We start from the raw sequence: 19,057 nt of genomic DNA on the forward strand, positions 1-19,057 counted from the left end.
TCCTTTTTTCGCGTCGTAAATTTCCCAACCCGTTCAATCTATGCCCAATTTTCCCGATAAACTCTATACCGCGTTACAGGTTCGGGAGATGGACCGTATTGCCATCGAGGAACTAGGCATCCCGGGGTTTCAATTGATGAGTAAGGCGGGTTCCGCCGTATTCGAACAAATTCGATTGCGTTGGCCTTCACTTCATAGCCTGCTGGTTTTTTGCGGAGGGGGCAATAATGGCGGAGATGGTTATGTGGTCGCCAAGTTGGCTTTGGCGGCCGGTTATCGAGTTTCCGTGATTTCTCTGGTGGATCCCGAGCGTCTGCGAGGCGACGCCTTGACCGCTTGCCATGAATTCCGTCAGGCGGGAGGCCGGATAATGCCATTTCAATCGAAGGTTTTGTCGGAGCCTTGTGTGATTGTCGATGCGTTGTTAGGCACAGGGCTGGACCCGGCACGGCCGGTGGCGGGGGAGTTTGCCGCAGCAATCGAGATGATCAACGATTCAAACCATCCAGTTATTGCCGTGGATATTCCCTCGGGATTGCACGCCGATAGCGGGCAAGTCGTCAATGATGCGGTAAAAGCGCTTTGCACCGTGACGTTTATCGGTTTGAAGCAAGGGCTTTTTACTGGAGAAGCAGCCGAATATTGCGGTGACGTGGTGTTTGCCGATTTGGCCGTACCGGACGAAGTCTCCGCGATGTTCAATCCCAGCGCACGGTTATTGCTTAAAACAAAGCTGCCGCGCCGCCATCGTTGCGCGCATAAAGGGCATAACGGTCGCGTTTTGTTGGTCGGGGGGGATTATGGTTTTAGCGGGGCCATTAGGTTGGCCGCGGAAGCGGCTCTGAGAAGCGGCGCCGGCTTGGTCAGTGTGGCGACCCGCGCCGCCCACAGTTCGTTCATCAATAGTGGCCGCCCGGAAATCATGAGCCACGGGGTCGAGAGCGGCGATCAGCTGAATGCGTTATTGGCGCGAGCCGATGTCGTCGTCATTGGTCCCGGTTTGGGGCAGCAGCAATGGGGGCAGTCCATGTTTGCCAAAGTCAGTGATTCCGGGCATTGCTGTGTGGTGGATGCCGATGCGTTAAATCTATTGGCAAAGATTCCCCAACATAAAGACAACTGGGTCATTACCCCCCATCCCGGCGAGGCTGCACGTTTGTTGCAATCGAGCACCGGGCAGGTTGCGTCCGATCGGTTCACCGCTGTGAGTCAATTACAGCAGCGGTATGGCGGTGTTGCCTTGCTGAAAGGAGCGGGTAGCTTGGTTAAGGACGAACAGGATATTTATGTGTCCACTACCGGTAATCCGGGCATGGCCTCCGGAGGAATGGGGGATGTGCTTTCCGGGATAATCGGCGGTTTACTCGGGCAGCAGTTGGATTTATCTACGGCAACGCGTTTGGCCGTGCATATCCATGGCGAGGCGGCCGACTTGGCGGCGATCGACGGCGAGCGTGGCTTGTTGGCCAGCGATTTATTGCCCTTTATCAGAACATTGTTGAATTGATGAGACTTTATTTGCAGACGGCCGAGGAAACGGAATTAATGGGCGCGGAACTCTGGCACGCATTGCCGGAAAAGTGTCTGATCTTTCTACATGGCGATTTAGGGGCGGGTAAGACCACGCTGGTTCGGGGTGTGTTGCGTGCGGCCGGCCATCAAGGGGCGGTTAAAAGCCCAACCTATACTTTAGTTGAGGAATACCGGCTGGGGAGTAGGCAAATTTTTCATTTCGATTTGTACCGTTTGCGGGATCCTGAAGAATTGGAGTGGATCGGGATTCAGGATTACCTGGCGCAACAGGCCCTGTGTTTTATCGAATGGCCGGAAATGGGGGAGGGTTTCTTGCCGTGCGCAGAAATTGATCTGGATTTACGGGCAACAAATGCCGGTAGGGAGATAATTATCAAGGTGTTGCCCGAACGGTTGCAAAAAAAGATAATTCTAAACTGGAAAAACAAAGACATACTGCTATAATTTAAACAAAAATATTGTTCTGGTTATAGCGCTATGCCCCGATTTCGGAAAATTTTTGTTCTGTCTTTGTTACTGGCTATGTCGGTGACTGTCGGTGCGGAGCAGATAAAGGTCGATTCATTACGTTTTTGGACGGCACCAGACCATACGCGCTTGGTATTCGATGTTTCCAAGGTGCCCTCGCACAGTATTTTTCCGCTGGACAATCCTGCCCGCTTGGTCATTGACATCAATAATGCTTCCTTGAACCGGCCGTTTCGGCAACCCCCCGGCAATCATCCGCTCTTTTCCAAGGTGCGCAGCGCGGTTCGGCATGGCAAGGATTTGAGGGTCGTTCTCGATTTAAAAACAGACGTTGCAACAAAAAGTTTTACGTTACGCCCGAGCCATCAGTATGGCAATCGTCTCGTGGTGGATTTATTTCCGAAGCAGGGCGCGGCCAAGGCAAGTTCGACGACTCAAAAAAGCGCGGCCGTTAAAACGGTTGAAAATAAAGGTCGAGACATCATCGTGGCTGTCGATGCAGGTCATGGCGGGGAAGATCCCGGTGCGCATGGCCCCAGGGGAACGCAGGAGAAGAAGGTCGTTTTTGCGATAGCGCAAAAACTGGCGGCGATGATCAATAAACAGCCGGGCATGAAGGCCGTGATGGTGCGCAAAGGCGATTATTACCTAAAATTGCGTAAGCGCATGGATATCGCCCGCGAAGCGAGGGCCGATCTGTTTGTTTCGATTCACGCCGATGCTTTTAAAAGTTCGCGGGTTAAAGGTGCTTCGGTGTTCACGCTGTCCAGGCGTGGGGCTTCCAGCGAGGCGGCACGTTGGTTGGCATATCACGAAAACTCCGCCGATCTGGAACTGGCCGGCGGCGTTAGCCTGGATGATAAAGATGAAATGTTAGCGTCAGTGTTGCTGGATTTGTCGCAAACGGCAACGAAGGAAGCTAGCCGCAAAGTCGCCGCCAAGGTGCTGGGTAATTTCAAGCATATCGGTGCTTTACACAAGAATACGGTGCAAAAAGCCGGCTTCATGGTGCTTAAATCACCCGATATTCCTTCCATCCTGGTGGAAACGGCATTTATTTCCAATCCTCATGAGGAGCGCAAACTTCGTAGTGGCGCCCATCAATACAAAATGGCCAGAGCCATTTTTCATGGAATTCTAGAATACTTCAGAGAGTATGCGCCGCCGGATACATTGATGGCGTTAAATTCGACTAGACAAGCGAGGCATGTGATCAGCCGCGGCGATACGTTGTCGGGAATCGCGCAACAGTATGGCGTCAGTATGCGGGCTATCAAGGCCGCTAATTCCCTGGCCGACAATACAATTCGGGTCGGTCAAGTCTTGATGATACCGGCGGATAGCGGCTGATCTGGCAAGCCTGGTTTACCGAATAGGCGAGGTTTTAGCGATATAATCGCCATACCTGTTTTCACATATCGGACTGTCCAGTAAAATACAGCCTTTTTGTCGGGCTGTTCCATGCGAATACACGCTTTACCCACTCAATTAATCAATCAGATCGCGGCGGGCGAAGTGGTCGAAAGACCGGCTTCGGTGGTCAAGGAGTTGGTGGAGAACTGTTTTGATGCCGGCGCCAAGCAAATCCACATCGATATCGAGCAGGGCGGCTGTCGTTTGATTCGCGTTCGTGACGATGGGTGCGGTATTTTCAAGGATGATTTGCCGTTGGCATTGTCCCGCCATGCCACCAGTAAGATCGCCAGTCTTAAGGATTTGGAGCAGGTAGGCAGCATGGGCTTTCGCGGCGAAGCGTTGCCCAGCATTAGCTCGGTTGCCCGCTTGAATTTGATTTCCAGAACCGAGCAGGCGGAATGCGCCTGGAAAGTCGCAGCCGACGGGACGGAAAAGGATTTTGATCCGCAGCCCGATCCTCATCCTTACGGCACAACCGTTGAAGTGCGCGATTTGTTCTACAACACGCCGGCACGGCGTAAATTTCTGAAAAGTGAAAAAACGGAATTTTCCCATATCGAAAATTTAATCAAAAAAATGGCGCTGAGCCGCTTCGATATCGGTTTCCTTCTGACCCATAATCAGCGCGAGATATTGAACTGTAAGCCGGCTGTGACCGAAGCGGAGAAAGAAAAACGTATTGCCGGAATATGCGGTTCCGCATTTATTGAAAATGCCGTCAGAATCGATTACGCATCCTCAGGATTGCAATTGGCGGGCTGGGTTGGCAGGCCAACTTTTTCCCGCAGCCAACAGGATATGCAATTTTTCTATGTCAATGGACGCTTGATCAAGGATAGGTTGGTTGCTCATGCCGTCAAACAGGCTTATCAGGACGTTATGTATCACGGCAGGCACCCGGTTTTCGTACTGTATCTGACCCTCGATCCAAAACTGGTCGACGTGAATGCTCATCCCGCTAAACTCGAAGTACGTTTCCGCGAGGGGCGCCTGGTGCATGATTTTCTGTTCAGCGCCTTGCATCGTTCCTTAGCGGAGCAGCGACCGCAGTCTCAAGCCTCAGTGTCGAAGGTAGCAGCATTCGAAGCACTCGAGCAGGAGGAGCGGAAACCATCTTTCCATTATGCCGGCAGCGCTCCAACAGCACCCCGGCAATCCTCTCTGCCAATGACGGTCGAGGAAGAAATCAAGGCCTATGCCTCGTTGTATCCGCAAGATGAAATTAAAGAGAAGGAACAACGGGCAGTAGCTGAAAACGAAGAGCGGCCGATTCCGCCCTTGGGGTTTGCGGTCGCCCATGTCCATAATATATATATCCTGTCCGAAACGCGTAACGGCGTCATTTTAGTCGATGCCCATGCCGCTCATGAACGGGTGACCTACGAACGATTAAAAAAGCAATATCATCAGGGGAATGTGCCGGCCCAGCCATTGCTGCTGCCATTGAAAATACCCGTGAGTATGGCGGAAGCCGATTTGGCCGAACGAGAAGGCAATTTTTTTCTGTCTCTCGGTTTCGAATTAAGCCGTTCCGGCCCCGAAACTCTGATATTGCGTTCAACCCCGGCGATTTTGGCTAAAGCGGATATGGATGGACTGATCCGCGATATTCTGGCCGACCTCATTGCTAATGGTATGAGCCGCAGGGTGCTGGAAAAGTCCAACGAAATTCTCGCCACCATGGCTTGCCACGGTTCAGTCAGGGCGCGCAGAAAATTGACGATCGACGAGATGAATGCGTTGTTGCGGGAAATGGAGCAAACCGAGCGCATTGGCCAATGCAATCATGGCCGTCCGACGTGGGTGGAATTAAGCCATGCCGATTTGGATAAATTTTTCATGCGCGGGCAATAATATGAATAGCCCCGATTTACCTCCAGCCATTTTTTTAATGGGGCCGACCGCTTCGGGCAAAACGGCCTTGGCTGTGCAGCTCGCACAGCACTTCAATGCGGAAATAATCAGTGTCGATTCTGCTTTGGTTTACCGGGGTATGGATATCGGTACTGCCAAACCGAGCCTGGCAGAGCGCGGCGGCATTGTGCATCACCTAATCGATATTCTCGATCCCGCCGAAACCTTTTCTACCGGCCAGTTTCGCGCCAGCGCGCTGGAATTGATGGTCGATATTACCAGGCGTGGTAAAATTCCACTGTTGGCGGGGGGTACGATGCTTTATTTCAATGCGTTATTGCATGGTTTGGCCGAATTGCCGCCGGCGGATCCTGAAATTCGCAAACAATTGGATTTGCAACTGGCCAATATAGGCAAGGAAGCGATGCACCGGCGTTTGCGGCAGGTCGATCCCGAAGCGGCGGCTCGGATTCATCCCAATGATCCGCAAAGAATTCAACGCGCACTTGAAGTTTTTGCAATCAGTGGTAAACCAATCAGCAGTTTTTTTGCTCAGGCCGGGCGGTCGATTCCTTATCGTCCGATTAAGCTGATTATCGCGCCTGAAGATCGCAAAATTCTGCATGAAATGATCGCCGAGCGTTTTCTCGCGATGTTGCGGCAGGGCTTGGTCGAAGAAGTCGAAATCTTGTTTCGGCGCGGTGATTTGAACGAGTCGATGCCGTCTGTTCGCGCCGTGGGGTATCGGCAAGTTTGGTCCTATTTGTGCGGCGAGTTGGATTTTGCGGCGATGACTGAAAAAGCGATAGTGGCGACCCGGCAGTTGGCAAAAAGGCAATTTACCTGGTTGCGTAGGGAGCAAGATGCTAAAAAACTGGTGAGCGGTGATCCTGACTTGTTGGCCAAGGCCTTGCAATGGATCCGAGTATAAAAATTGTGGTTGTGAACTTGAAAAAGAATGAATTGTCCCAACAATCAGTTTTGAGTTAGAAAAATTGTCGAATTTATTTATACTCTGTTAATGTATCCACAGGCTGAAAATAATAAGGAGAAATTGGATGTCAAAAAGTCAAAATCTGCAGGATAATTTTTTAAATACCCTTAGAAAAGAGCATACGCCTGTTTCTATATTCCTGGTCAACGGCATCAAATTGCAGGGACGGATCGATTCGTTCGATCAGTATGTCATTATGTTGAAAAATACTGTCAACCAGATGGTTTATAAGCATGCTATATCAACCATTGTGCCGGGGAAACCGTTCAAGATGGGAAGGGAAAGCGACAGCGTTGAAGATTAATAAAAGTTATCGCAAGGAGTCTTTGCTTGTTTGAGCGTCCTGATGCCGGTGAACGGGCTATTCTCGTTCATTTGAATTTACACGCAGGACAGGAAGATCTCTTAGAACTGCAAGAGCTTGCCAAATCCGCTGGCGCAGAACCTGTTCATATATTAACCGGCCGCCGTTATCGCCCCGATCCCAAGTTTTTTATCGGTTCTGGAAAAGTGGATGAGCTAAAGGCGGAAATTGAAACCCATGACGCCGATATCGTACTGGTGAACCATCCGCTAACGCCCAGTCAGGAAAGAAATCTGGAAAATGCGCTGGGAACCAGAGTGGTTGACAGGAATGGGCTGATTTTGGATATTTTTGCCCAACGCGCAAAAACCTTCGAAGGGAAATTGCAGGTTGAATTAGCCCAGTTAAAACATTTATCCACCCGTTTGGTTAGAGGCTGGACCCACTTGGAAAGACAAAAGGGCGGTATTGGCCTGCGCGGTCCGGGTGAAACCCAATTGGAAACCGACCGGCGATTATTGGGGATGCGCATTAAGCAGATACAACGCCGTTTGGAAAGGGTGGAAAAACAAAGGCATCAGGGACGCAGTAAACGTAAAAAGGCGGAAGTTCCGTCGGTATCGCTTGTCGGTTACACTAATGCCGGCAAGTCGACTCTGTTCAATGCGTTGACGAAGGCGGATATTTATGCGGCTAATCAATTGTTTGCAACACTGGATCCGACCTTGCGCCACTACACCGTCGGCAATGGGGCGGAATTGGTGTTGGCCGATACGGTAGGTTTTATTCGTCATTTGCCGCATGAATTGGTGGCGGCCTTTAAGTCGACCTTACAAGAGGCAAGCGAAGCCGATCTGCTGCTGCATGTGATCGATGCCAATGCCGAGGACCGTGACGAAACGATTTTTCACGTCAATCAAGTATTGCAAGATATCGGTGCGGGTGAGATACATCAGCTACAAATCTTTAATAAAATCGATTTGCTTGAGAATGTCGAGCCACATGTCGATTATGATGAACAAGGTAAGCCGGTCAGAGTTTGGATGTCGGCGCATACCGGGGCCGGTAGTGAGCTGTTGGATCAGGCGCTGAGTAAAATTTTTGCCAGCAGTCGAGTGAGAAGAAAATGCTTTCTATTGCCGGAACAAGCGGCAATTAGAGCCAAACTATTCGGATATGCCCGTATTCTTAGCGAAAAAGCTAACGAGCACGGCGGTTGGGAATTGGCTGTGGAAATCGATAAAAAGCATTTAGGGTTATTAAAAAACGTCCGAATCGAAGAAATTAACTGATTTTATGGAAAATTTCTTGGTGAAATGAAATGTGGAGCACTGATTTGCGATAAAATAAGCTTTTTGGGCAGTTGCCCGTTTTGTTACCAGGATGGGTAATAAAATCGAAACGATAAGGAGAGCAAATTTTGAAATTCAGTAAAAAATCCAATTGGAGCATTTAATATGTCCTGGAATGAGCCCGGTGGCGATAATAAAGATCCCTGGAGCGGTCGTAACGACAAGAATGGTCCGCCGGATCTTGATGAAGCGATTCGTTCTTTACAAGAAAAATTAGGCGGTATATTTGGTGGCGGAACGGGAGGCGGATCCGGTGGCGGCTCTTCGCTGAAGAGCTTTGGCTTTTTGCTCGTCGGCGCCTTGGTGTTATGGGGGTTGAGCGGATTTTACATCGTCGATGAGGGAACTCGTGGCGTCGTGACCCGTTTTGGCGCATACACCGATACTACCCAGGCAGGTTTGAACTGGCACATTCCCGTACCAATCGAGCAAGTTCAAATCATTAACGTTGAACAGCAACGATTCATCGAAGTCGGCTATCGTTCCGGTGGGCGTCAGGGGATGGGTTCCGTACCCCGCGAAGCCTTGATGTTGACTAAGGATGAAAACATTGTCGATGTGCGTCTTGCCGTTCAGTATCAAGTCAAAGATGCCAAGGATTATGCTTTCAATGTGTTGAATCCGGCTGCAACCCTGAAACAGGTAACGGAAAGCGTCGAGCGTGGCGTTGTGGGAAACAACAATATGGACTTTGTCTTGACCGAAGGGCGTAGCGAGGTGGTATCCCAGATTAAGCAAGAAATTCAGACGGTTATGGATTCTTATAAAGCAGGCGTGCTAATCACTAGCGTTAACCTGCAGGATGCCCAGCCACCCGAACAGGTTCAGGGTGCATTCGAAGACGCGATCAAGGCAAGAGAAGACAAGCAAAGGCTGATCAATGAAGCCGAAGCTTATTCCAATGATGTGGTTCCCAAAGCGCGCGGTGCGGCTTCGAGACTGACCCAGGAAGCCGAGGCCTACAAGGAAAGACTGATTGCGCAGGCGAGTGGTGAGGCAAGCCGCTTTAGTCAATTGCTGAAGGAATACAAAAGAGCTCCCAAAGTGACTAGGGAACGTCTCTATTTAGAATCGATGGAAGAGGTTCTTACTAATACGGCGACTGTCATGGTCGATGTGAAAGGCGGCAATAATTTGTTTTATTTACCTTTGGATAAAATGACCAAGCAACAGACAGGAACAAGCGAGGCGGCCGAAGCTCAAGCGCCGGTTACATTAACGCCACAACAGACGCGCATTGTTAACAATAACCTGAGAACCTCGTCTCGAGGTCGTGATGTGAGGGGGCGCTAACATGGGGATTAATAAAATCTTAGTGACGGCGGGGTTACTGATCATTCTGTTGTCCATGTCGTTATTTACCGTGAAAGAAACCGAACGTGCGATCAAGTTTCGCTTGGGTGAGATTGTCGAAACGGATTTCAAGCCCGGACTGCATACCAAGATTCCGTTTATCAATAACGTCAAAAAATTTGATGCGCGTATTTTGACGATGGATTCCAAGCCCGAGCGTTTCCTGACCGCGGAAAAGAAAAACGTGATCGTGGATACTTTCGTCAAATGGCGCATCGGCGACGTGAAAACTTTTTACACGTCGGTGGCAGGCGATATTAATCAGGCGAATATTCGTCTCGATCAAATCGTCAAGGACGCCAGCCGTAGTGAATTTGGTAAGCGCGAGATCAAACAATTGGTATCGACCGACCGGCAAATAATCAGCGAAACGCTGATCGCCAATGTCTCGCCTGTGGCAAAAAATTATGGTATCGATATCATCGATGTGCAGGTTAAACGCATTGATTTGCCGCAAGATGTCAGTTCCTCGGTTTTTCGCCGGATGGAAGCGGAAAGGGAAAGAGTGGCGCGTGAGTTCCGTTCGCAAGGGGCCGAGGCGGCCGAACGTATAAGGGCGGATGCCGATAAGCAGCGCGAAATCATTCTGGGTAATGCCTATCGGGATGCCGAAATCATGCGTGGTGAGGGCGATGCCAAGGCAGCCGAAATCTACGCCAAGGCTTATGGAGAAGATGCCGAGTTTTTTGCTTTTTATCGCAGCATGAATGCTTACAAGCAGACGTTTAAAAAGTCCAGTGACATGCTGGTGCTTGAACCGGATTCGGATTTCTTCAAATATTTCAAAAATCAAAAATAATCTTGTGGAATGGCTCCGCCATTCTTGACGTAGTGATCGAAACGCTCCATTTTATGGGGCGTTTTGCACGAGAGAGACATACAAAAATGCAAAAAAAAGACTCCTGGCTATTACCCGAGGGAATCGAGGAAGTATTACCGGAAAATGCCAGATATTTAGAGCAGCTGCGTAGAAAACTGCTGGATGTGTTTACCTGTTGGGGGTACGAACTGGTCATTCCGCCGATGGTGGATTTTTTGGATTCGTTGTTGACCGGTTCCGGTCATGACCTGGAATTGCAAACCTTTAAGCTGACCGACCAAGTCAGCGGCAAACTGTTGGGCGTGCGGGCCGATATGACGCCGCAGGTGGCCAGAATCGCCGTACATCAGTTGCAACATGATTGGCCGACCCGCCTGTGCTATGCCGGCACCATTTTGCATACCTTGAGCGATAATTTGGAAAAATCACGCAGCCCTATGCAGATCGGCGCGGAACTATACGGTCACCAGGGCCTGGAAAGCGATCTGGAGGTCATTCGGTTGATGCTGGAAATGTTGGCTATGTCCGGCATACAGAATGTCCATCTGGACCTTGGCCATGTCGGTATCTTCCGGGGATTGTCCAGGCAAGCCGGCTTGAACAAGGAACAGGAAGGGGCGTTGTTCGATGTGCTGCAACGCAAAGCCATTCCTGAGCTCAATGAGTTGCTGGCCGAATATGACTTAAATGGAGATGTGAAGCAGCTTTTCATGGCGATGGCAAAATTGAATGGAGGGCGGGAAGTGTTCGACAAGGCCGCCGACCTGTTCAAGAATAGTGATGTCGCCATTAGCCAAGCATTGCAGGATTTACGGAAGATCGCCGAACAATTGGCGGTGCAATTCCCGGAATTACCGGTGCATTTCGATTTGTCCGAGTTGCGCGGATATCACTACCATACCGGTATTGTCTTCGCCGCCTTCATTCCCGGGGTGGGCAAAGAAATTGCCAGGGGCGGCCGATATGATAATATTGGTCGGTTTTTTGGCAGGGCTCGTGCGGCGACCGGTTTTAGCGCCGATTTAAAAACATTGGCGGCATTGTCGATGGAAACGAATGAAACGTCGACGAGGGAGATTGTTTTTGCGCCCTATATGGAAGAGGCAGATCTGTCGGAGAAGATCAGGGATTTGCGCGCGCAGGGCAAGATCGTGATTCAGCAATTGCCGGGTCAAGCAGGTTCAGCTTCAGACTTGGGTTGTACCGCTATGTTGGAAAAGCAAAATCAAAGTTGGGTTGTTAAGCCCTTGGTCTAAAGTTGGAATAATTATGGGAAAAAATGTCGTAGTCATCGGTACTCAATGGGGTGACGAAGGAAAAGGTAAGCTGGTCGATCTGTTGACGGATCAAGCCGGTGCGGTTGTCAGGTTTCAGGGGGGGCACAACGCCGGCCATACATTGGTCATTAATGGTAAGACCACTATATTACACCTGATTCCCTCGGGTGTTTTACGGGAAGAAGTGAAATGTCTGATCGGGAATGGCGTAGTACTCTCCCTCGAGGCGTTGCTGGAAGAAATCGAATTACTCGAAAAATCCGGCATTCCGGTCAGGAATCGTTTGAAAATCAGCGAGGCGTGCGCTCTTATACTGCCTGTCCATATCGCGATCGACCAGGCTCGGGAAAAAGCCCGCGGTAGCAAGGCCATTGGCACCACCGGTCGCGGTATCGGCCCGGCCTATGAAGATAAAGTGGCGCGTCGAGGGCTGCGCGCGGGAGATTTGTTGAATACCGCTGAATTTACCGAACGTCTGCAAGAATTGATTGATTACCATAATTTCATGCTGACCCATTATTTTCATGCCGAGCCGGTCGATTTCCAATCTATGCTCGATGATGCCTTGAAATTGGGAGAGCAGGTCAAACCGATGTTGGCCGATGTGGCCGAAGAGTTGCAATTGCAGCAGCGTCAGGGTCAGAATATCCTATTCGAAGGGGCGCAAGGGGCCTTGCTGGATATCGACCATGGGACTTATCCTTATGTGACCTCTTCCAATACCACGGCCGGCGGCGCCGCGACCGGAACCGGGGTAGGCCCGCTCGATATCGATTACGTTCTGGGAATCACCAAGGCGTATTCGACCCGGGTGGGCAACGGGCCTTTTCCGACCGAGTTACATGACGAATACGGGGCACATTTAGGCAATAAGGGGCATGAATTTGGTGCTACGACCGGGCGCAAGAGACGCACGGGTTGGTTTGATGCGGTATCGATGCGTAAATCGGCGCAAATGAACAGCCTGAGTGGAATCTGTCTGACCAAGCTGGATGTTCTGGACGGCCTGGATAAAATCGGCGTGTGTACCGCCTATAGAATTAACGGCACCACCACGAAAACCGCCCCGTTGGGAGCCGATCAATATGCCGCTTGCGAAGCCGTGATCGAGGAAATGCCGGGGTGGGGCGAATGCACCAAAGGCATTACCGATTTCGATGCCTTGCCGGACAATGCAAAAGCTTATATCGCCCGCTTGGAAGAACTGGTCGGCGTCAAAGTTTCCATATTGTCCACCGGTCCCGATCGCAACGAAACGATCGTACTGGAAAACCCCTTCGACTGATTAGCGCTGAAATCCGTTATCCAGTACTAAGCGAAAGCCCCAGGTCGCCAAGCGCGTCCAGGGCCTTTCCCAGTTCCGATACGACGCGCGCAGACGCGGCGGATCGGCGTTCCAACCTCCCCCTCTCACGGCGATGAAGACATCGGTGCTATGTTCAAGCGGAACACAGTGTTGCTCTTGTCCTTGATAGTCTTTCTGATAACGCGAACAGGTCCATTCCCACACATTGCCCAACATGTCATAGAGTCCGAAGTGATTGGGTAAGTAATTTTTCACCGGCGCGGCAAAGAAAAAATCGTCATGGCAACGGTGGGTTACCGGCCATTGGATGCCGTTAAAGCTGCCGAGGTCGGCCGCATTGGCATAGCGGCAGGACAGGTCCGGATTATTGCCCCAATAATACGCATGGGTCGATCCTGCCCGGGCCGCATATTCCCATTCCGCCTCGGTAGGGAGCCGGTAATGCCGGCCGCTGCGGCGATTTAACCAGTCGATGTATTGGTTGACGTCATGAAAACTGACGCAGGTTACCGGCTCGTTATTTTGGGGTTTTCGTTTGACCGGTTGTCGCCAATCGGCCCATGACCGCCAACCCCACAAGGGCTTTTGCCGGTCATCGAAAGACCAGCAGCCTCTGGCCCGATAATCAATTTCCGCATCGGTAAAATAATTCGTGTCCTTGACGAAGGCCATGAATTCCGCCACAGTAACTTCATGTGTCGCCATGTAAAAGCGTTTGACGCAAACTCTATGGCGGCTTTCATTTTGATTTCGATGCGGTTCGTATTCGGGACTGCCCATTTGAAAGCAGCCGCTTGGTATCGCTACTGTCGTTGGCAGAATGGCGGATGTTTTATCCAGTGAGAGTCGTGGGCGTTTGTTAGCATCGGCATCAAGATTAGTCGAGTGATGCGTTGTCGCATAGCAGGTTGTTGCGGCGAGCGAGTAAAAGAATACTAAGATCAAAAGGCGTGAACGCATTGATACTATTGCTGTCAATAAAAAAAGTTTGAGATTTGAATCGGAAATTCCACCCGGCCTTATTTCAAACAAGTGTTTTTGATGCTGCGGAAATTTCTTTAGATTTACGGGTAATTATAGCCAGGATAGTAATAACGCAATATGATAGCTTGTTTTCACATAGCTTATAGCGCACGAATCGCTCGTAGATTGAAATTATGAAACAGCAGCGGCCACAGATTGAATATTTATCTCAGCAGGATCGATATCAAGCCGAACCGGAGGAGCGAGAATCGTCCGGTTTTTGGTCGACAACGCGATTGAAAATCTTCGTGCCGACGTTTGTTTTGACTCTGCTTATCGGGTTGATTATCAATTATGCCAGACCTCCGGTTTATCAAAGTACCGCGACGTTGTTGACGTCGGCTGCGACGGCAATAGACCAGGTCAGTAGTGATGTCGATTTCCAGAATGTCGCGATTCAAAGACAGAAATTGTTGAGCTTCGAACTGCTAACCGAAACGCTGGAGCGTTTGAAGGAACATGGGAAAATTCCCCAACTGTCCAATTTGACCGTTTCCGATATACGCGCCATGTTAACCGTCAAGCCGGTCGATCAGACGAATTTATTGACCATGCAGGCGCAGGGCCCTGACCCGGAATTATTACCCTTGGTCATCAACACCTGGATAGACGTTTACTTGGCGGCGCGCGAGGCTAGCGTGGAGAGTTCCACGCAAAATACCGTGACGATTGTCGAGAATGAATTGAGTGAATTGGATCGTAAGGTAGAGCAAGCGCAACTGGAGTTGGATCAGTTCAGAAAGGAACACGATATCAGCTCGACAACGCGAGAAGAAAATGAAGTCTTGGCCAAATTGCAAGGGCTCAATCGTGCCTTGAATGATGCCAATGAAGCCGTGGTCAAGGCAAAGGCAAGGCTCGATGCCGTGAATCTGGCGATTGCCAACGGGCAGGCCGTGGTTCCCGAGCAGGAACAGCGTTCGTTAAGTAGTCTAGAGCGGCGCTATCAGGAATTGAAGGAAAAGCTGGCCGAATTCGACAAACGTTACACCCGTGAATATCTCGCCCTGCAGCCCTCGCTAAAATATATTCCCGAACAAATCAAAAAGCTCGAAGCGGAAATCCAAAGAAAGAAACAGGAAGGAAAAAATATCGTTTGGACGCAGGCAAGTCAGGATTATTATGCCGCTAAGCAGGTTGTCAGCGATATAAAACAGCAGCTTGATGAACACAAACAAAAAGCCGCCGATTTCACGACTTTGTTCGCCAAACACCAGAAATTAATCGATGATTTAACGGCCTTGGAGGAAATACAGAGAGAGACAAGAGACCGGTTGGTCAAAATTGAAAGTAAGCAATACGAAAAATATCCCCAGGTCGATGTCGTGGAAAGGGCCAGTGTCAATCGGCAAGTGGTGAGCCCTGATTACGATTTGGGGGCCTTGGTCTCGTTGGCCGCGGCATTGCTATTTGCTTTTTTTTCGGTGTGGCTGACTGAGTTTTTGAACAAAGACAACGCCGAGCATCAGCAGTTTATTTTTCCAGTGCAGGCTTGGTTCGGTAATGTCAACCGACCTGAACACCTGGAAAATCGACAGCAGGAAAAAGTCATCGAAGAACAAAGCCAAGGGATATTGTCACGCATGCCTCGCTATCAAAAATTATCGGATGATCAGATAACACAGCTCTTAAGAAATGCCGAGCGTGATAGTGAATTGTTGATTTTGTTGTTGCTAAGCGGTTTGGCGATCGATGAGATAATTGGTTTGGGTGTCGATCGCATCGATTTCAATCAGGCGGAGATTTCGGTCGATAGTGAATCTCCCAGAGTTATTCCCATCGGACATCATGTGCTGGATATTTTAATACCGACTCAAAATTCCGAGACCATTTGGCGCCAGCAAACGCAATTGTTCATCGATGACGTAAGAGCCATGCTTTATTGTGTGTTGACCGATTCCGGCCTGGAAGGCGTGGATTCGTTGGAGAGCGCGCTGCGCCAAACATACATAATTTATTTGGTTGAACAGGGATTGCGGTTAACGGTTTTGCCGAAGATCGTCGGTAAATTATCCGCTACCGAATTGGCGGGGTATGCGGAATTTTCTCCTCCGGGGGAAGGACTGACACGTGAACAAGTTCAATTGGTTCATCCACTCTGCGCCGGTCAATAAATTCTATTGAGCACGAAGTGCAAAATTTTCATTAATGCCGAAAGCAGAAAAAAACTACTGAATAGGATGAGGATATTTTTATAATTGAGCAGATAATGGGGCAACGCCACAAGAAATCCTATGAAGCCGGTCGGTTTTTCTATGGCTACATCGGCATTTAAGGCCGCTAGCGCTGGATTGTTCAATGTTTCATTGTGGCCCTGGCCGATAAAAGCAGCTGATTGGGGGCTGGCGAAATAATTGGCTTGTTCGGATGCGGGAAGCAATCCCTGCAGCAAGGATATTTCCTCGATAGCGGGTGCCAGTTTTTGATTAGTGGACTGATTGAATTCGTTTAATTTGGTATTGTACTCTTTAATAATGAAGACGGTGTCGTCCAGGGAATCCGAATCTATAAGGGGGCTTAGTTTTTGATAACCTAGCTTGATTATGTCGGTCGTTTGCGGAAGAGGTGGTGGGATTGCTTGAGAAAAGCTCGCTGTATTAGTACGAACGACGGTCGTGATTTTTTTTTCTTTTTCCAAAGACTGGGAGGAGGAAAGGGTAACTGATTTGTCGGGCCCGAACGAATTAGAGGACTCGTCCTCTTTTTCCATCAATTCGTTGTTTAACCCCGACTCTAAGGGGCTATCTTCGAAATTAACAAACTCCTCGGCATTGAAAGTGGCGGCACTTAAAGTGCTTATCTGCAAAAGCCAAAACAGAAGCGCGAATAGACCTCCATATTGATGCCGGCATGAATTGGGTCTTAGGCTATTAAACCAGTGGCAATTAAAACATAAGCGATTTCGGTTCATAGCTATGCCCTGGGGTTTGCTTGTATTTCGTAATCACATCATGTTTCGCAGACAAGGAGTTTGATTCATCGAACTATTACCTGAACAGTCATAGACAAGGTTCCGATAAATAATGACTTTTGTCAAGAAGGTTACGACATCCCTGTCGTCTTTAGTAAATACAGCTTGAAAAGCGGTTTAGCCTATTTTTTTGTATTTGATTCGGTGGGGGTTATCGGCATCGGTGCCTAGGCGGCGATGACGATCTTCTTCATAATCGGCATAATTGCCTTCGAACCAGACCACCTTGCTGTCTCCCTCGAATGCGAGAATATGGGTGGCGATACGGTCAAGAAACCAACGGTCATGCGAGATCACGACGGCGCACCCCGGGAAAGCCAACAAGGCTTCTTCCAAAGCCCGTAATGTTTCTACGTCGAGGTCGTTGGTCGGTTCATCCAACAGGAGCACGTTGCCGCCGCTACGTAATAGCTTCGCTAAATGTACCCGGTTGCGTTCGCCGCCGGACAGGTCGCCGATACGTTTTTGCTGGTCGGAACCCTTGAAATTGAAACGGCCGACATACGCGCGAGACGGGGTTTCGTATCTACCGACCGTGATCACGTCGAGGCCGTCGGAAATTTCCTCCCAGACCGTTTTGTTCGCGTCGAGGTCGTCGCGCAATTGATCGACATAAGCCAATTGAACGGTTTGGCCTTGCGTAATCGCCCCCGAATCCGGTTGTTCGATACCCGCCATCATACGGAATAGCGTTGTTTTACCGGCGCCGTTCGGACCGATGATGCCGACGATGCCGCCGGGAGGCAATTTAAAGCTTAAATCTTCGATCAATAATCGATCGCCAAAGCCCTTGCTTATACCGTCGGCCTCGATCACAACATCGCCTAAGCGTGGGCCGGGTGGGATGTAAATTTCCTGGGTTTCGTTACGCTTCTGGAATTCTTGTGACGATAATTCATCGAAACGCGATAGTCGCGCCTTACTTTTGGCATGGCGCCCTTTGGGGTTGGAACGGACCCATTCCAACTCGGCCTTCATCGCCTTGACTCGGGACGCTTCTTGTTTTTCTTCCAATTCGAGGCGTTTTTCCTTTTGTTCCAGCCAAGAAGAATAGTTGCCTTCCCACGGAATTCCCATTCCCCGGTCTAGTTCCAAAATCCAGCCGGCGACATTATCGAGAAAATAACGGTCGTGCGTGACCGCGACCACTGTTCCGGGATATTCATGCAGAAATCTTTCCAGCCAGGCCACCGATTCGGCATCCAGGTGGTTGGTCGGCTCGTCAAGCAGCAACATGTCGGGTCTGGACAATAAGAGGCGACATAAAGCGACGCGCCGTCTTTCCCCGCCGGACAACTTGGTGACATCGGCTTCCCAGTCGGGCAGACGCAAGGCGTCGGCGGCGATTTCCAGGGTGCGCTCCAGATTATGGCCGTCGCAGGCGTTTATGATGTCTTCCAGGCGCGCCTGTTCCGCGGCCAGTTGGTCGAAATCGGCATCGGGCTCGGCATAAGCGGCATAGACCGCATCCAATTTGGCGAGGGCCTCTTTGATCTCGGCCACCGCTTCCTCGAGGTTGCCGCGCACGTCTTTATTGGGGTCAAGTTGCGGTTCTTGGGGTAAATAGCCGATGTTGATACCTTTCTGCGGTATCGCTTCGCCCTCAATCTCCTTATCGATGCCGGCCATGATGCGTAACAAAGTCGATTTACCCGCGCCATTCAGTCCCAATACGCCGATTTTGGCGCCAGGGAAAAACGACAGAGAAATATCTTTCAAGATGTGTTTTTTGGGTGGAACGATCTTTCCGACCCTGTTCATGGAATAAATGTATTGCGCCATTGTTTTTTTGTGAAAACAGAAAACGGCCTATTATTTCATGTTATGGCTTCGAATATAATCTCTGAATGAAACTTTGTTCGCCGATCTTCATGACATGTTGGTGGTTCCAGATGAAAATGGGAGCGGCAATGGCTGCAATTCCATTCATCCACGGTTTAATGGTATGTACGTTCCAATCGAACTGCAGCGCGGTAAACTGAGCATGCTGGTGCAGATGACAGGCACCATCTCCCCGCAGATCGCCGTCTGCGGTATAGCGAATAGTCTGAAATGGATTTAGCTCTGTGATCGTGATATCGACGGTCAGCCGGTAAGGCAGGCAGGTGCGCCAATGGTAGCGACAAACATTCCCGATTCCATCGGCCGTGCCCTGGCACAATTGTTCCACCTTATCGACATAGGGCCACCATTGTGGCCAACTTTCCTTATCAAGCAAACAGAACCAGCAGCTTTCGATCGGAGCCGGGATGTTCCAGGTCGAGATCAATGCAAAATAAGCCATGCCAGCAAAAAAGGCTAATCTACTTGGGTTGAGTTGAAGTCATTAAAATTTAGTGTCATTCCATGAAATTTGATTCATTGTTAATCCTTGGCTCGGTGAATG

At 49.9% G+C, this 19,057-nt stretch carries 16 protein-coding genes; 12 read left to right on the top strand and 4 right to left on the bottom strand.

The window, feature by feature from the left end:
- The first annotated feature begins 40 nt into the window (after nt 1-40).
- From EP25_RS0101420 to EP25_RS0101475, 11 genes are all read left to right on the top strand, one after another.
- Complete coding sequence (locus EP25_RS0101420; protein WP_031432260.1) at nt 41-1,507, top strand: bifunctional ADP-dependent NAD(P)H-hydrate dehydratase/NAD(P)H-hydrate epimerase; 1,467 nt, start codon at nt 41-43, stop codon at nt 1,505-1,507.
- The gene (gene tsaE / locus EP25_RS0101425) at nt 1,507-1,977 is read left to right on the top strand and encodes a tRNA (adenosine(37)-N6)-threonylcarbamoyltransferase complex ATPase subunit type 1 TsaE (RefSeq protein WP_031432261.1); all 471 of its coding nucleotides are present in this window, start codon (nt 1,507-1,509) and stop codon (nt 1,975-1,977) included. The genes EP25_RS0101420 and tsaE overlap by 1 nt, the downstream gene beginning before the upstream one ends.
- A 33-nt stretch (nt 1,978-2,010) precedes the next feature.
- Nucleotides 2,011-3,351 carry an N-acetylmuramoyl-L-alanine amidase gene (locus EP25_RS0101430; RefSeq protein ID WP_031432262.1) on the top strand — a complete coding sequence of 447 codons (1,341 nt, stop codon included), beginning with the start codon at nt 2,011-2,013 and terminating at the stop codon, nt 3,349-3,351.
- Nucleotides 3,352-3,462: 111 nt separating this feature from the next.
- Nucleotides 3,463-5,271, top strand: a complete 1,809-nt coding sequence (gene mutL / locus EP25_RS0101435; RefSeq protein ID WP_031432263.1) for a DNA mismatch repair endonuclease MutL — start codon at nt 3,463-3,465, stop codon at nt 5,269-5,271.
- 1 nt (nt 5,272) lies between these two features.
- On the top strand, nt 5,273-6,202 hold the full coding sequence (miaA, locus tag EP25_RS0101440; RefSeq protein WP_031432264.1) for a tRNA (adenosine(37)-N6)-dimethylallyltransferase MiaA: 930 nt from the start codon (nt 5,273-5,275) through the stop codon (nt 6,200-6,202).
- Nucleotides 6,203-6,329: 127 nt separating this feature from the next.
- Nucleotides 6,330-6,569, top strand: a complete 240-nt coding sequence (gene hfq / locus EP25_RS0101445; protein WP_031432265.1) for an RNA chaperone Hfq — start codon at nt 6,330-6,332, stop codon at nt 6,567-6,569.
- 26 nt (nt 6,570-6,595) lie between these two features.
- Complete coding sequence (gene hflX / locus EP25_RS0101450) at nt 6,596-7,861, top strand: ribosome rescue GTPase HflX (RefSeq protein WP_031432266.1); 1,266 nt, start codon at nt 6,596-6,598, stop codon at nt 7,859-7,861.
- 165 nt (nt 7,862-8,026) lie between these two features.
- Nucleotides 8,027-9,214, top strand: coding sequence for an FtsH protease activity modulator HflK (hflK, locus tag EP25_RS0101460; RefSeq protein ID WP_031432267.1), 1,188 nt, complete (start codon nt 8,027-8,029; stop codon nt 9,212-9,214).
- A 1-nt stretch (nt 9,215) separates the two neighbouring features.
- Nucleotides 9,216-10,073, top strand: coding sequence for a protease modulator HflC (gene hflC / locus EP25_RS0101465; RefSeq protein WP_031432268.1), 858 nt, complete (start codon nt 9,216-9,218; stop codon nt 10,071-10,073).
- 86 nt (nt 10,074-10,159) lie between these two features.
- The gene (locus EP25_RS0101470; RefSeq protein ID WP_031432269.1) at nt 10,160-11,350 is read left to right on the top strand and encodes an ATP phosphoribosyltransferase regulatory subunit; all 1,191 of its coding nucleotides are present in this window, start codon (nt 10,160-10,162) and stop codon (nt 11,348-11,350) included.
- A gap of 13 nt (nt 11,351-11,363) precedes the next feature.
- Nucleotides 11,364-12,656: an adenylosuccinate synthase gene (locus EP25_RS0101475; RefSeq protein ID WP_031432270.1), complete on the top strand. Its 1,293-nt coding sequence runs from the start codon at nt 11,364-11,366 to the stop codon at nt 12,654-12,656.
- On the opposite strand, the gene EP25_RS0101480 is transcribed toward EP25_RS0101475, so the two are convergent.
- A complete protein-coding gene (locus EP25_RS0101480) occupies nt 12,657-13,637 on the bottom strand; it encodes a formylglycine-generating enzyme family protein (RefSeq protein ID WP_084190913.1) in 981 nt (326 codons plus the stop codon).
- A gap of 197 nt (nt 13,638-13,834) precedes the next feature.
- Between EP25_RS0101480 and EP25_RS0101485 the strand changes: the two genes are divergently transcribed.
- A complete protein-coding gene (locus tag EP25_RS0101485) occupies nt 13,835-15,814 on the top strand; it encodes a GumC family protein (protein WP_036300108.1) in 1,980 nt (659 codons plus the stop codon).
- On the opposite strand, the gene EP25_RS0101490 is transcribed toward EP25_RS0101485, so the two are convergent.
- From EP25_RS0101490 to EP25_RS0101500, 3 genes are all read right to left on the bottom strand, one after another.
- Nucleotides 15,808-16,611, bottom strand: a complete 804-nt coding sequence (locus EP25_RS0101490; RefSeq protein WP_152555573.1) for a hypothetical protein — start codon at nt 16,609-16,611, stop codon at nt 15,808-15,810. The genes EP25_RS0101485 and EP25_RS0101490 overlap by 7 nt on opposite strands.
- A gap of 177 nt (nt 16,612-16,788) precedes the next feature.
- A complete protein-coding gene (gene ettA, locus EP25_RS0101495) occupies nt 16,789-18,453 on the bottom strand; it encodes an energy-dependent translational throttle protein EttA (RefSeq protein ID WP_031432274.1) in 1,665 nt (554 codons plus the stop codon).
- A gap of 40 nt (nt 18,454-18,493) precedes the next feature.
- Nucleotides 18,494-18,955, bottom strand: coding sequence for an SRPBCC family protein (locus EP25_RS0101500; protein ID WP_031432275.1), 462 nt, complete (start codon nt 18,953-18,955; stop codon nt 18,494-18,496).
- Nucleotides 18,956-19,057: the final 102 nt, after the last annotated feature.

The sequence above is a fragment of the Methylomarinum vadi genome, from assembly GCF_000733935.1.
Lineage (GTDB): Bacteria > Pseudomonadota > Gammaproteobacteria > Methylococcales > Methylomonadaceae > Methylomarinum > Methylomarinum vadi.

What these genes read in the sequence shown, in the direction of transcription:
- EP25_RS0101420 (WP_031432260.1), top strand. Translation starts at nt 41, where the DNA reads ATGCCCAATTTTCCCGATAAACTCTATACCGCGTTACAGGTTCGGGAG.
- tsaE (WP_031432261.1), top strand. Translation starts at nt 1,507, where the DNA reads ATGAGACTTTATTTGCAGACGGCCGAGGAAACGGAATTAATGGGCGCG.
- EP25_RS0101430 (WP_031432262.1), top strand. Translation starts at nt 2,011, where the DNA reads ATGCCCCGATTTCGGAAAATTTTTGTTCTGTCTTTGTTACTGGCTATG.
- mutL (WP_031432263.1), top strand. Translation starts at nt 3,463, where the DNA reads ATGCGAATACACGCTTTACCCACTCAATTAATCAATCAGATCGCGGCG.
- miaA (WP_031432264.1), top strand. Translation starts at nt 5,273, where the DNA reads ATGAATAGCCCCGATTTACCTCCAGCCATTTTTTTAATGGGGCCGACC.
- hfq (WP_031432265.1), top strand. Translation starts at nt 6,330, where the DNA reads ATGTCAAAAAGTCAAAATCTGCAGGATAATTTTTTAAATACCCTTAGA.
- hflK (WP_031432267.1), top strand. Translation starts at nt 8,027, where the DNA reads ATGTCCTGGAATGAGCCCGGTGGCGATAATAAAGATCCCTGGAGCGGT.
- hflC (WP_031432268.1), top strand. Translation starts at nt 9,216, where the DNA reads ATGGGGATTAATAAAATCTTAGTGACGGCGGGGTTACTGATCATTCTG.
- EP25_RS0101470 (WP_031432269.1), top strand. Translation starts at nt 10,160, where the DNA reads ATGCAAAAAAAAGACTCCTGGCTATTACCCGAGGGAATCGAGGAAGTA.
- EP25_RS0101475 (WP_031432270.1), top strand. Translation starts at nt 11,364, where the DNA reads ATGGGAAAAAATGTCGTAGTCATCGGTACTCAATGGGGTGACGAAGGA.
- EP25_RS0101480 (WP_084190913.1), bottom strand. Translation starts at nt 13,637, where the DNA reads ATGCGTTCACGCCTTTTGATCTTAGTATTCTTTTACTCGCTCGCCGCA.
- EP25_RS0101485 (WP_036300108.1), top strand. Translation starts at nt 13,835, where the DNA reads ATGAAACAGCAGCGGCCACAGATTGAATATTTATCTCAGCAGGATCGA.
- EP25_RS0101490 (WP_152555573.1), bottom strand. Translation starts at nt 16,611, where the DNA reads ATGAACCGAAATCGCTTATGTTTTAATTGCCACTGGTTTAATAGCCTA.
- ettA (WP_031432274.1), bottom strand. Translation starts at nt 18,453, where the DNA reads ATGGCGCAATACATTTATTCCATGAACAGGGTCGGAAAGATCGTTCCA.
- EP25_RS0101500 (WP_031432275.1), bottom strand. Translation starts at nt 18,955, where the DNA reads ATGGCTTATTTTGCATTGATCTCGACCTGGAACATCCCGGCTCCGATC.